This window comes from Pseudomonas sp. NPDC079086, assembly GCF_044542155.1.
In the GTDB taxonomy this organism is placed as follows: domain Bacteria; phylum Pseudomonadota; class Gammaproteobacteria; order Pseudomonadales; family Pseudomonadaceae; genus Aquipseudomonas.
The window spans coordinates 976,988-991,072 of record NZ_JBITTY010000001.1 but is presented as its reverse complement, the minus strand read 5'-3'; the positions used below and the strand labels follow the sequence as shown (position 1 = coordinate 991,072).

Here is a 14,085-nt window from a genome sequence, read left to right as displayed (position 1 = left end):
ATGCTTAAGCCGTTCAAGCCCAACACCATCCACTGGATCATCGGCCTCGGCAGCCTGGGCCTGGCGATCTTCTTCAGTGTGCTCGGCGGCTTTGCCCTGAATGAGCGGGAAACCCTATGGAACCTGCAAATCGCCAAGCAGCATGAACTGCAAAGCCTGACCTTGCGTAACAGCCAGCAGGAGTTGCAGCAACAGGCGCAGTTGCTGGCCGAGACCATCGCTGCCGACTCCTGGCTGGTCGAACTGGTACGCCAGGCCCATGTGTTGCAAAGCAATGACCCAGCAGATGCGCAAAGCCTGAGTGCCATCCGCAATCAGCTGTATACCCGCCTGACCCCGCGCTGGCGCAACCTGCAAGGCATTCGCCCGTTTGCACTGTTTGTCCACCTGGCGCCTACGGCCGAGGTGCTGCTGCGGGTGCATAAGCCGCAGTGGTTTGCTGACTTCCCTGCTGCACAGCGGCCCATGCTGCTGGACAGCCTGCGCTATGGGGTGGCAACTGCAGGCCTGGCGACCAGTGGCGACAACCTGAGCATGCGCGCCATCGTGCCACTGCAGGTGGAAAGCCCTGCCGGCCTGCTGAGTGTCGGCGCGCTGGAGGTGAGCCTGGATGTGCTGAGCAACCTGCAACAGCTGGACCGCGAACTGGATGCAGGGGTGGCGCTGTTACTCAAACGCCAAGCACAAGCGCCAGGCAGCAGCGGTGAAGCGTTGCGCGCCCCGGCTACAGAGCGCAATCACTGGTACCTGGCGGGCTATTCCCAGGCTCAGGTGCAGCGCTGGCAAGCGCAACATCGGCTGCCAGACCCCGAGGCCGGCAATACCTTCAAGCTGCTCGACGATCAAGGCCGCACCTACTTGCTCAACCAGGTGTATTTGAATGGCTATCAGGCTGACCCGGCCAGCACCGGCAGCCCGCTACTGGCACTGACCTGGCGCGATATCACGGCGCTGTACAACCTGCACCAGCGCGACAACCGCTGGCAGGTGGTCAAGTGGCTGCTGGCCTGGCTCGCCGCCGAAATGCTCTTGCTGTTGCTGCTGCAGGCCACCCGGCACAGCAGCCAGCAGGTTATGCGCCGCCACCACGCCGAGCTGCAGAGCAAACACCAACAAACTGAAGAGTCGCGCCAACTGCTGGCCCTGATTACCCAGACGCAGGCGGCCTATATCAACGCGGACAACCAGCGCGAGGCTTTCGACACCCTGCTCGGGCGGATTCTCGAGGTCAGCGCCAGTCAGTTCGGCTTTGTCGGTGAAATCTGCCATGACGAAGCAGGCGCGCCCTTTCTGCGCACCTTCGCCATCAGCAATATCGCTTGGGACAAAGACAGTCGCGCCTTCTATGACGCCCATGCACCGCAAGGGCTTGAGTTCCGCAACCTCGACAGCCTGTTCGGCCAGGTCATCCGCAGCGGCCAGGCGCTGATCAGCAATAACCCCGCTAATCACCCTAATAGCGCCGGTTTACCGCCAGGGCATCCACCGTTGCTGGCGTTTGCCGGCCTGCCTATTCACGCCAACGGCGAGCTGCGCGGCATGCTCGGCCTGGCCAACCGCGCAGGCGGTTATGACGAGCAGTTTCCCGCCCAGCTACAGCCGCTGCTGACCACCCTAGGTCAACTGCTCGAAGCCCTGCGCCGCGATAACCAGCGCGCGCAAACCCAGCAGCATATGCAGCGCCAGCAGGCAGCCCTGCGCGCGCTCAACGCGATTGCCGCACTGCCCAAGCTGAGCAGCCATGAGCAACTGCGCCAGGCCCTGCAACTAGGGGCTGAGTTCTATGACATGCCGATCGGCATCATCAGCCAGATCGACGCGGACACCTACCAGGTAAGGGTTCAGGTGTCGCCGCCAGACTCCCTGCAGGACGGCCAGTATTTCCCCCTTGGTGATACCTACTGCAGCATCACCTTGCGCAGCAACGATGTGCTGGCCATTGCCGCCATGGGCCAGAGCGAACATGCCGCACACCCCTGCTACCCGTTGTTTGCCCTGGAAAGTTATATCGGCACCAGCATCTGGGTTGCCGGCAAGCGCTTCGGCACCCTGTGCTTCGCCTCAAGCGAGGCCCGCGCGGAGCCATTTGACGATGCCGACGAAGAATTTATGCGCCTGTTCGCCCGCTGGGTCGGCGCCACCCTGGAGCGCATGCGCCATGAAGAACAGACCCGCGAGGCACGACGCTTCCTGCAGGCGGTGCTTGATTCAGCCACTGGCGTAGCCATCATCACCACCGACTGCAGCGGCCTGATCACCCTGTTCAACTCCGGCGCCGAGCGCCTGCTGGGCTACCGCAGCGCCGAAGTGATTGGCCTGCACAGCCCGGCGCTGTTCCACCTGGCCGAGGAAATACAGGAGCGTGGCCAGCAGCTGAGCCTGCAGCTCGGCACTGAAGTCAGCGGCTTTGCGGTGCTCACCCAACTCCCCGACCAAGGCGAGCCGGAAACCCGCCAGTGGACCTACCGGCTCAAGAACGGCGAGCAACGTATCGTCAACCTCACGGTCAGCGCCATGCGCGATGCCGAGGGGGTAATCACGGGCTACTTGGGCATCGCCAGCGACATCAATGACCTGCACCTGACCACCCGCGCCTTGCAGAAGAGCGAGAGTCGCTTCCGCGGCCTGGTCAGCAGTTTGCCGGGGGCGGTGTACCGCTGCCGCAACGATGAAAGCTGGTCGATGAGTTACCTCAGTGAGGAAATCCAGGCGCTCAGCGGCTACCCAGCCAGTGACTTTATCAACAACCGCGTACGCAGCTTCTCCAGCGTGGTACACCCCGACGATCTGCCAATCACCTTCCGCGCGGTGGCCGCCATCGAACGTCAGGAATCCTTCGAATTGACCTATCGCCTGCTGCACGCCGACGGTCACAGCGTCTGGGTGCGTGAGAAGGGCCGGGGCGAATACGACAGCCATGGCGAGCTGCAATGGATTTCCGGATTTATCTGGGACATCAGCGATCGCAAGGCCGTGGAAGACCAACTGCGCCTTAGCCAACAACGTTTCAGCAGCGCCTTCAGTACCGCGCCTCAGGGCATGGCCCTGGTGTCCTTGCAAGGGCATTGGCTGGAGGTCAATGAGGTGCTTTGCGAAATGCTCGGCTACAGCCGCGAGCAGCTGTTGCGTAGCGACTTCCAGCAGATCACCCATCCTGACGACTTGGAGGCCGACCTGCAGAATATCGAAGAGCTGCTGGCCGGCGAAATTAGCGCTTATCAAATGGAAAAACGCTACCTGGACAGTCAGGGCCGGATCATCTGGGTGCTGCTGAGCGTATCCCTGGTCCGCGATGCGGGCGACCAGCCAGTGCACTTCGTGGTACAGATTCAGGACTTTAACGAGCGTATCGCAGCCGAGATGGCTATCCGTGAGCGCGAGGATTACCTGCGCACCCTGCTCGACAACGTGCTCGATGCGATTATTACCATCGACCAGCAGGGCTATATCGAGACGTTCAACCACGCCGCCGAGCGCATCTTCGGCTACAGCCACCTGGAGGTCTCCGGTCACCGTGCCACCCTGCTGTTGCCCGAGCAGCAACGTTCGATGCGCGCCCGCTACCTCAGCCACTTCCTGAAAACCGGCATCCAGCAGATGCTTGGCCAGGACATTGAACTCACTGCCATGCGTAGTAACGGCGAAAGTTTCGCCATAGAACTGGCGGTCTCACAGATCAGCCACCAGGGCGAACGGCGTTTTATCGCGGTGATCCGCGACATTGAGGAGCGCAAGCGCATCGAGCGGATGAAAAACGAGTTTGTTTCCACCGTCAGCCACGAGCTGCGCACCCCGCTGACCGCGATTGCCGGCTCCCTAGGACTGATCAATGGCGGCGCCCTCGGCGCCGTGCCGGCGAGCATGCAACAGATGCTGCAGATCGCTCAGGACAACAGCCAGCGCCTCAACCTGCTGATCAACGACCTGCTCGACATGGAAAAACTGGTGGCCGGCAAGATGCTCTTCGAACTGCAGGACGAAGCGCTGCAACCGCTGCTGGAGCAGGCCATCGAAGAAAATCAGCCGTACGCCAGCCACTACCAGGTGCAACTGCAGCTGCAAAACCCGGCAACCCAGGCCCGCGTGCGCGTCGACAAACTGCGCCTAGCCCAGGTACTGGCCAACCTGCTGTCGAACGCGGCGAAGTTCTCGCCCCAGGGGCAGAGCGTGGAAGTGCGCGTCCAGCAACACGATGCGCGCATTCGCGTCAGCGTGACCGACCACGGCCCCGGCGTGCCGGAAAACTTCCAAGCGCGGATTTTCAGCAAATTCTCCCAGGCCGACGCCACCGACACCCGGCAGAAAGGCGGCACCGGCCTGGGCCTGGCCATCAGCAAGGAAATCATCGAACGCATGGGTGGGCAGATCGGTTTCGACTCAAGCCCCGGCCACGGCGCGACTTTCTGGTTCGAACTGACTACCCTGCCCCTAGAGGCCAGCCCTGAGGAAAACCAGCATGTCTGAGCTACAGCGCATCCTGCATGTGGAAGACGACCCGTCGATCCAGGCCGTGGCCAAGCTGGCGCTCGAAGCGGTGGGTGGCTTTCAGGTGCTCAGCTGCTCATCCGGCCAGGACGCTCTGGATCAGCTCCAGGGCTTTGCCCCGGACTTTATTCTGCTGGACGTGATGATGCCGGACATGGACGGCCCGCAAACCCTGGAGCAGATCGCTCGACTGATCGACATCAACCTGGTGCCAGTGGTCTTTATGACCGCCAAGGTGCAACCGACGGAAATCGCCCATTACCGCAGCCTCGGCGCCCGCGATGTGATCATCAAGCCCTTCGACCCGATGCAGCTGGCCGCGCAGGTGCGCAAAATCTGGAGCCTGGCCCATGAGTAAAGGCAAGAGCGCCGCCGATGAACTGCAGCAACATGTGCAGAAGCTAAGTGATTCCTTCGCCGTGCGCCTTCAAACAGAGCTGCCTGACCTCGCGCAGAACGCAGAACGCCTGCTGCACGCCGCCGACCCACAGGAGCAGCTGCAGCACCTACAAAGCCTGCGCGACCGGCTGCACAAACTAGCTGGCGCCGCGGGCACCTTTGGTTTCAGCAGCCTCGGCCAACGCGCCCGCGAACTGGAGCAGGAAGCCGATCAGTGGCTGGAAACCTTGCAAAAGGAGCAACAGAGCCTGCAGGACTTCAGCCACAGCCTGCAGCAACTGGCGCGCCAGCAGTTTCAGGCCGAACGCAGCCAGGAGCCCGCCAGCCGTGCGGTCAAGCCGCCACGGCCCAACAACAGCGCGCGGCGCATCTACATCCTCGAAGACCAGTTATCGATTGGCGAGAACATGCGCCTGACGCTGAACAACTTCGGCTACCACGCCGAGCACTTCAGCCGTATCAGCGAACTCGATAACGCACTGCAACAGCAACTGCCCGATGCGCTGATCGTCGACGTCAACCTACCCGACGAGAGCCTGACCGGCCTGGAGTATGCCGCGACCCTGCAACAACGCCTGGACGAACCGCTGCCACTGCTGGTGATCACCACCCAGGACGATTTCACTACGTACCTGGAAGCGGTGCGCGTCGGCGCCATGGGCTTTTTCACCAAACCGGTGGACATTCCCCAGCTGGAAAACCGCCTGGAACGCTGCTTCGCCCAGCAACAGGGCGAACCGTACCGGGTGCTGATCATTGATGACGACCAGGAGTTGGCTTGCCGCTTTAGCCTTATTTTGCGCGGTGCCAACATGCTGGTGGAAATGCTCCACACACCCGCCGACATCTTCGAACGTATGCGCAGCTTTAACCCCGAAGTGGTGCTGCTGGATGTCAATATGCCGGACTGCACCGGACCAGAGCTGGCGCAGATCATCCGCATGAACGACGAGTGGCTGCGCGTACCGATCATCTATCTGTCGGCAGAAACCGATATCAACCGGCAGATGAACGCCCTGATCAAGGCCGGCGATGACTTCGTCACCAAACCGATTTCCGACAATGCGCTGGTCGCCGCGGTGTTCTCCCGTGCACAGCGCGCGCGCCTGCTGAGCAACGCGCTGTCGCGCGACAGCCTGACCGGGCTGCTCAAGCACGCCGATATCAAGGAGCAGGCGGCGGTCGAACTGGAGCGCGCGCAGCGCAGTGGCAAGCCGGCCAGCGTGGCGATGCTGGATATCGACTTCTTCAAGAAGGTCAACGACAGCCATGGCCATGCCGCTGGCGACAACGTGATTCGCGCCCTGGCCAACCTGCTGCGCCAACGCCTGCGGCGCATCGACAGCCTGGGCCGCTATGGTGGCGAAGAGTTCCTCGTGGTGCTGCCGGACTGTCCATCGGACCAGGCGCTACGAATCCTCGATGAGATCCGCCAGCGCTTTGCCGAACTGCACTTTATCGCCAATGGCCAGCAGTTCTCGGTAACCCTGAGCGCCGGCATCGCCTCCACCGAAGACACGCCAGCGAGTGCCGACGATCTGCTGGATAAAGCCGACCGCGCGCTGTACGCCGCCAAGCACAATGGACGCAATCAGGTGCGGTGACCAACACCCTTTGAACGCTCAGACGTGAAGCGGCTCAGACATGTCATGGCAGCTCAGGCTTGGCTTTATGAAATTTTTAGCGTAGATTTTCATGAAATTATTTAAATAAAATTTCATGAGACGCGCCATGTTCAAACAATCCGCCCAGCATATCGGCACCTACTACGCCGGCACCTATCCAAGTCAGATCCCCCTGCGCCCAAGCCTGCAGGAGTCGCTGCAGTGCGATGTGCTGATTATCGGCGGGGGCTTCAGCGGCTTGCACAGCGCACTGCGCCTGTCTCTGGCGGGCAAAAAAGTGGTGCTGCTCGAGGCCAGTCGCCTGGCATGGGCCGCCTCGGGGCGCAACGGTGGGCAAGCGCTGCCGGGTTGGTCCTGCGACATGCCGCCGTTTGAGAAAGCCCTCGGTCTGGAACGCGCGCGCCGCCTGTGGAACAGCATGGTCTGGGCCGCCGAGGAAATGCGCGAGCTGCCCGAGCGGCATAAATTCGATATCGACTACCGCACCGGCGCGATCTACACCGCCGTGCTGCCGCGCCGCGTGCGCCAACTGCAGGAAAGCCTCGAAGAGGCCGAGCAGAAATACGCTTACTCGCAGCTGAGCTTTATCCCCAAGAATGAACTGCCCGAATGGATCGCCAGCCCACGTTACCTGGCTGCCCTGCATGACAGCGGCGCCGCCCACCTCAACCCGCTGAAACTGGCCCAGGGCCTGGCCGACGCCATCGAACAAGCCGGCGGACGGATTTTCGAGCAGAGCAAAGCGCTGGAATATCACGAGACCGCAGACGGTTATGTCGCGCGCACCGAACACGGCGATATTCGCAGCGACGTATTGGTATTGGCCTGCAACGCCTATATCGACCGCCTCGACTCACATCTGGCGAAACGCCTGCTGCCGGTGGGTTCCTATCAAGTCGCCACCGCGCCACTGGCCCCGGAACTGGCCCGCTCGCTGTTCCCGCGCGGCACCTGCGCCATCGATAACCAGTTCGTGCCGGACTACTTCCGCGTCACCCCGGACAACCGCTTGCTGTTCGGCGGCGGCTGCACCTACCTGGGCGGCATCCCGGCGGACGTGCCGGCGGCGACCCGGCCGTATCTGGAGCGGGTGTTCCCGCAACTGCGCGGCGTGCAGATCGACTACGGCTGGGGCGGGCATATCGACTGCACCATGCACCGCACCCCGGATGTTGGCCGCAGCGGGCAGAAGTACTGGCTACAAGGCTTCTCCGGCCACGGCATCCTGCCGACCCTGGCCGCCGCCCGCGCAGTCAGCGATGCGATCCTCGGCGACGCCGACCTGCTTGAGCTGTACCAGGGCCTGAGCAACCCGCGCTTCCCCGGCGGCGATCTGCTGGCTGCGCCGATCGAAGCCGTCGGCAAGGCCTGGTATCGGCTGCGCGACGTTATTTAAGGACATGAGCATGGATATGCAGGAAGAAGTCGAAGGTCTGGCGATCCTGATCCGCGACCTGCGCAAGCACAAGAACCTCACCCTGGGTGAGCTTGCGACGCGGATCGACCGCTCGGTGGGCTTTCTCTCCCAGGTCGAGCGCGGCCTGTCGCGCCCGACCGTGGCTGACCTCACCGCCATCAGCGAAACCCTGGGCGTGCCGACCACCTATTTCTATAGCCTGAGCAAGCCGCGGGCAGTGCCCTGGGTCACCCGCCCCGGCGAGCGCCGCACCCTGTATTACGCCGGTGGCATCACCGACGTATTGGCCTCACCGACCATGGCCGGCGGCTTTTCTATGCTCGAAAGCCACTTGCAGCCCGGCGCCACCAGCGGCGATGGGCATTTGAACGACAGCTCCGAACAAGGCGGGTTTGTTCTCGAAGGCGAGCTGACGATCTGGTACGGCGACGCTGCCGAGCCGGTCACCCTTGGTCCGAATGACAGCTTCCAGCTGCCGCCACACGCACAGTTTCGCTACGCCAACCTTTCCGATTCCACGACACGAGTGCTTTGGATCTTTACCTGATCCGCGCAGATACCACCATGACAATAACAACAGCATTCCCCGACCTGCTCAGCGAAGTCCGCGCCTTCCGCGCCGCCCACCCCGAGGTGCGCTATGTCGACCTGATCAGCCTGGACATCCCTGGGCATTTCTACGGCAAGCGTTACCCCATCGACATGCTCGAGAAGGTTGCCGCCGGCAGCCCGCTGAAAATCCCGCAGAACTGCGTGTTGCTCGGCGTGCAGGGCGGTCTGCACCCGATTGGCGACTACTGCTTCAACGACGGCGACCCTGACGCGCCGCGCCGGCTGATCCCTGGCACGCTCAAACCGGTGCGCTGGGAAAGCCAGCCGCTGGCGCAGATGCTGATCAGCTCCGATGGCACCGAAGCACCGATCGAATTCGAGCCCCGTGAAGTGCTCGCCCGCGTGCTCAAACGCTTGGAAGCGCGAGGCATCCGCCCGGTGGTGGCGTTCGAGCTGGAGTTCTACCTGTTCGACCGCAAGCTGCAGGACGGCCTGCCGCAGTTCCCCCGCGACCCGCTGTGCGACGATGCCGACGACCAGCCGAATATGCATATCGAACGGCTGTCGCGCTTCGCCGATGTGCTGCACGAGATCGTTGACGCTGCCAATGAACAGGGCGTGGACGCCAATGTGATTACCGCCGAACTCGGCCCCGGCCAGTTCGAGATCAACTTCGGCCATTGTGACGACGGCCTGCGCGCCGCCGACTGGGCCGCACTGTTCTGCCGCAGCACCCGCGGTGTAGCGCTCAAGCACGGCCAGCGCGCCAGCTTTATGAGTAAGCCCTATCTGCACGCGCCGGGCAGCGGCATGCATGTACACGTGAGCCTGTATGACGCCGCCGGCAACAATTTGCTGGCCGCCGATGAGCAGCGCCCGCTGCGTCACGCCGTGGCCGGCTGCCTGGAGCTGCTGCCGCACTGCATGCCGATCTTCGCCGCTAACCACAACGCCTTCCGCCGCTACGGTGCCATGGTCAACGCCGCCAGCCGTGCCAGCTGGGGCTTCGAGGACCGCGATGCGTGCATCCGCATCCCCGAATCGGACGGCAAAAACCTGCGTATCGAACACCGCCTGGCCGGCGCCGACGCCAACCCTTATCTGGTACTGGCGGCGATTCTCACCGGCATGGAACACGGCCTGGATGCCGGCCAGGAGCCGATTGCCCCGCTCAACGAGAACCGCCAAAGCGGCATCGACTTTCCTCAGGACATGCTCGGCGCAGTCAGCGCCATGCGCGACCACCCTGTGGTTAACCAAGGACTGGGCAGTGAGTTTGTGATGGTCTATTGCGAGAACAAGCGCCAGGACCACCTGGCCTTTATGCAGGAAGTCAGTGCACGGGAATACCGCTGGTTTCTCTAACGGACAGCGCGCCCGCTGCCTCTGCAGCGGGCGCGCGACTTCAACGCAACAGATACACCGCCAACCCGGCCAGCGCCGACACCAGCAGCACCTCCATCACCCCGCGTTTAAAGCGCAGCAGCGCCAGCGCCGCTGCCACGGCCAATAGCCCCGACGACCAGTCGAAGCTGCCGCCGAAGCCCTGCGGCCAAAGCACGTGGTAGGCAAAGAACAACGCCAGATTCAGAATCACCCCTACCACTGCCGCCGTAATTGAGGTCAGTGGCGCGGTAAATTTCAGCTCGCCATGGGTCGATTCCACCAGCGGCCCGCCGGCGAGGATGAACAGAAAGGACGGCAGAATGGTGAACCAGGTGACCAGCGCTGCCGCCACTGCGCCGCTGACAAAGCCCGAATCACCGCCAAACACCGGCTGCAGATAAGCCCCGACAAACGCCACAAACGCCACCACCATGATCAGCGGTCCCGGCGTGGTTTCCCCCAGCGCTAGCCCATCGATCATCTGCGTCGGCGTCAGCCAGCCGTAATGGCCGATGGCGCCTTGGTTAACATACGGCAACACCGCATAGGCGCCACCAAAGGTCAGTAATGCGGCCTTGGTAAAGAACCAGGCCATCTGCGTCAACGTGCCATCCCAGCCATACAGCCAGGTCAACAGGCCCATTGGCAGCACCCAGAGCAGCGCCCCCACCGCCAGCAGCAGTGCCAGGCGCGACGCGCGAAAACGCGTATGCGCAGCCGGCGGGCTGTCATCATCGATCAACGCCGGACCATAGCTCGCATTTTGCGCCGCATGCCCGCCGCCCAGGCTGAACTGCTGCGGAAGCAAACGACCGCCGAGGTAGCCGAGCACCGCGGCGCCAAGCACGATTAACGGAAACGGCAGGTTGAAGGCAAAGATGGCAACAAAGGATGCCCCGGCAATACCCCACAGCCAGTTGTTCTTCAGTGCCCGCGAGCCAATGCGCCAGGCCGCCTGCAGCACAATCGCGGTGACCGCCGGCTTGATCCCGTAAAAAAATCCCGCCACCAGCGGCACATCGCCGTAAGCGATATACAGCCAGGACAGGCCGATCAGGATAAACAGCGACGGCAGCACGAACAGCACCCCAGCAATCACCCCGCCCCAGGTACGGTGCAGCAGCCAGCCGATATAAGTGGCCAGCTGTTGTGCTTCCGGCCCCGGCAGCAACATGCAATAGTTCAGCGCATGCAGAAAACGCCGCTCGGACAACCAACGGCGCTTCTCCACCAACTCCTGATGCATGATCGCGATCTGCCCGGCCGGCCCGCCGAAGCTGATCAGGCCGAGTTTCAGCCAAAACCAGAAAGCTTCGCGCAGGCTCACCGCTGGCGGCTTAGTGGGTGCAGACGATTCGGACATACGGGCAACTCACGGCAATAAATGCGGTCGCACTATAGCGTGAGTGCATGACGATTTAAGCCAGCACGGCTCAAGCTCAGATACGGATTTCCGTATACTTGGCAGCGCTGTGCCCACCCTCAACCTGCCCGTGAAGCTCACTGTGAAAATCCGCCATTCGATAGTAAGCCTGCTGCTGATCTGCAGCAGCGTTGTAGTTGCATCGAACACCCAGGCCGCCGCGCCGAAACAACAGGATCTGGCAGCCGGCAGTGCTCTGCTGGTCGACCTAAAGACCAATCAGGTGCTTTACGAGCGCAATGCCGACAGCGTTGTGCCGATTGCCTCGGTGACCAAACTGATGACCGCCATGGTCACCCTTGATGCCAAGCTGCCGCTGGATCAAATCCTGCCGATCACAATCCGCGACACTCAAGAGCTACGCGGGGTGTTCTCACGGGTTCGCGTGGGCAGCGAGTTAAGTCGCTACGACACCCTCTGGATAGCCCTGATGGCCTCGGAAAATCGCGCGGCTTCAAGCCTGGCGCACAATTACCCGGGTGGCCACGCTGCCTTTGTTGCAGCCATGAACGCCAAGGCCAAAGCGCTGGGCATGCGCCATACGCGCTTTGTCGAACCCACCGGGCTATCGGAACACAACGTGTCGAGCGCCCGTGACCTGGTGCTGATGCTCAAGGCTGCGAACCAATACCCGCTGATCCGCCAATTCACTACCACCTCGGAAAAAACCCAGGCATTCCGTAAGCCCAACTACACCTTGGGTTTTCGTAACACCAACAACCTGGTGCGTAAGCCCGGCTGGAGCGTGCAACTGAGCAAGACCGGCTACACCGGTGAGGCCGGCCGTTGCCTGGTGATGAATACCGTGATGAATAAGCGCCCGGTGGCGTTCGTGGTGCTGGACGCCTTCGGCAAATACACCCACATGGCCGACGCCAACCGCCTCAAACGCTGGCTGGAAACCGGTAAGGTCACCGCCGTACCGCCAGCCGCCATCAGCTACCGCCAGCAGAAACTGGCGCAGCGCCAGGCCAAAGCCACGCAGTAAACCACCCATGCAATAAGGCCCGCAGACAGCGGGCCTTATTAGTTCCGGCAGTAGCTCAGCCGCTGTTCAAGCCAAACAATGGCTGGCGCATGCCAAACACCAGAAAGCGCGCCAGCTCGGGGAGCGGTAAAGCCTTGCTGATCAGGTAACCCTGCACCTGATCGCAACCGTACTGACGCAGTAGTGCCAGTTGTTCGGCGTTCTCCACTCCCTCGCCCACCACCTGAAGGTTGAGGTTGTGCGCCAGGTTGATCATGGCCCTCACCAGCTGACGGTTCTCCGCTCGATCGCCCATGCCGCCGACAAAGCTCTTGTCGATCTTCAGCAGGGTGATTGGCAGGTTGTTCAGGTGCACAAAGGAGGAAAAACCGGTGCCAAAATCGTCGAGCGAGAAACGCACGCCGAGGCGAGCGAGGGCCAGCATGGTCTGCTGCACCTGATCGCTGCGGCGCATTACCGCGGTTTCGGTCAGCTCGAACTCCAGCCACTGCGCATCCACCCCGCGCTCTTCGATCAGGCGGCTGAGGGTCGGCAGCAGCTGACTGTCCTGAAACTGGCGGAACGACAGGTTGACCGCCATATGCAGCGCCGGCAGACCACGCCCACGCAACCACTGCATATCACGCAACGCGCGGCTGATAACCCAGTAGCCGAGCGGCACGATCAACCCACTTTCCTCGGCCAGCGGCACAAATTCATCAGGGGCCAGCAGGCCATGCACGCTGTGCCGCCAGCGCACCAGCGCCTCCAGGCCGACGATGCGCCCGGTCTGCAGACACAAGCGCGGCTGGTAGTGCAGCTCCAGCTCGTCACGGCGCAGGGCGCGGCGCAGCTCGCTTTCCAGGTCGGCCTGGTTGCGCGCGCTGCGATTGATTCGTTCGTCATAAATATGAAAGGTGCAGCCCTGCTGGCTCTTGGCCTGCTGCATGGCGATATGCGCATGCCACATCAGTGGGTCGGCGCTGCTCTCGGCGCGCGAATGCGCCAGGCCCAGGCTGCAGCCGATCAGCAGGCTTTCGCCGTCGATCCAGTAAGGCTCGCCGAGGGCTTCGGTAATCTGCGCAGCAAGGCGCTCGGCACGCTGAGGATCGCGGCGACTGTCGAGCAACAAGGCAAACTCATCGCTGCCCAGGCGGGCCACCTGGTCACCGGCCTGCAACTGCGCCTTGATCCGCGCCACCACCTGCAGAATCAGACTGTCGCCACCCTGGTAGCCCAAGGCATCGTTGGCGTGGCGGAAGTTATCCAGATCGAGATGGCCGAGGGTCAGGCCGCGACCTTCATATTCAGCCAGACGCGCCGCGAGCAGGGTCTGAAAGCCCTGACGATTGGCAATCCCGGTCAGCGCGTCCTGTTCGGCCAGGCGGTGCAAGGTGTCGTTGAGGTTGCCGCGTTCGCGCGCATAGCGCAGGCAACGGCGCAGCACCTCGGCGCTGAGCTGGTCGCGCACCAGCCAATCGGACACGCCCTCGGGCTCGGCATCGGGCTCGGCATCCAGCAGCAGGACAATCGGTAAGGAACAGCGCCCGGAGGCAGGCAGGTATTTCGCGGTGGTCAGGAGCAGGGCGTTGCTGGGTTTATCGAACAGCGCGCTGGCTGCCTCCCAGGACGGTGCGGTAATCAGCGCATAACCACTGCCGAGCGCACTCAGGCGCTCGCGCAGCAACTGCGCCCAGCCTGGAGTTTCCGCCAGCAAAAGCAACCGTAATGGTTCGACGAACGCGGACAAAAAACTTCCCCCACTGCACAGATAAAGAGCATTGAACCCGCTCGGATGCGTCGTAATCGACGTCTAATCACGCACATCCTT

At 62.4% G+C, this 14,085-nt stretch carries 9 protein-coding genes; 7 read left to right on the top strand and 2 right to left on the bottom strand.

From position 1 onward, the window contains the following. The 6 genes from ACIGEK_RS04720 (at position 1) to ACIGEK_RS04695 (ending at position 9,843) form a co-directional block, all read left to right on the top strand. Entirely contained in the window at positions 1-4,464 is a 4,464-nt protein-coding gene (locus ACIGEK_RS04720; protein ID WP_397492178.1) for a PAS domain S-box protein, read from the top strand. Further along, positions 4,457-4,843, top strand: coding sequence for a response regulator (locus ACIGEK_RS04715; protein ID WP_397492177.1), 387 nt, complete (start codon positions 4,457-4,459; stop codon positions 4,841-4,843). Before ACIGEK_RS04720 ends, ACIGEK_RS04715 begins: the two co-directional genes overlap by 8 nt. Beyond that, entirely contained in the window at positions 4,836-6,488 is a 1,653-nt protein-coding gene (locus ACIGEK_RS04710) for a diguanylate cyclase (protein ID WP_397492176.1), read from the top strand. Before ACIGEK_RS04715 ends, ACIGEK_RS04710 begins: the two co-directional genes overlap by 8 nt. Positions 6,489-6,615: 127 nt before the next feature. Next, positions 6,616-7,905, top strand: coding sequence for an NAD(P)/FAD-dependent oxidoreductase (locus tag ACIGEK_RS04705; protein ID WP_397492175.1), 1,290 nt, complete (start codon positions 6,616-6,618; stop codon positions 7,903-7,905). A gap of 10 nt (positions 7,906-7,915) precedes the next feature. After that, a complete protein-coding gene (locus tag ACIGEK_RS04700; RefSeq protein WP_397492174.1) occupies positions 7,916-8,473 on the top strand; it encodes a helix-turn-helix domain-containing protein in 558 nt (185 codons plus the stop codon). A gap of 23 nt (positions 8,474-8,496) precedes the next feature. After that, positions 8,497-9,843 (top strand): glutamine synthetase family protein, encoded by a 1,347-nt coding sequence (locus ACIGEK_RS04695; protein WP_397493082.1) that lies wholly within the window; start codon positions 8,497-8,499, stop codon positions 9,841-9,843. Between the two features lie 40 nt (positions 9,844-9,883). Here the strand turns inward: ACIGEK_RS04695 and chrA are convergent, their stop codons facing one another. Then, positions 9,884-11,227 (bottom strand): chromate efflux transporter, encoded by a 1,344-nt coding sequence (chrA, locus tag ACIGEK_RS04690; RefSeq protein WP_397492173.1) that lies wholly within the window; start codon positions 11,225-11,227, stop codon positions 9,884-9,886. Between the two features lie 142 nt (positions 11,228-11,369). Between chrA and pbpG the strand changes: the two genes are divergently transcribed. Then, complete coding sequence (gene pbpG / locus ACIGEK_RS04685; protein ID WP_397492172.1) at positions 11,370-12,275, top strand: D-alanyl-D-alanine endopeptidase; 906 nt, start codon at positions 11,370-11,372, stop codon at positions 12,273-12,275. Positions 12,276-12,330: 55 nt separating this feature from the next. On the opposite strand, the gene ACIGEK_RS04680 is transcribed toward pbpG, so the two are convergent. Further along, positions 12,331-14,004 (bottom strand): putative bifunctional diguanylate cyclase/phosphodiesterase, encoded by a 1,674-nt coding sequence (locus ACIGEK_RS04680; RefSeq protein WP_397492171.1) that lies wholly within the window; start codon positions 14,002-14,004, stop codon positions 12,331-12,333. Positions 14,005-14,085: the final 81 nt, after the last annotated feature.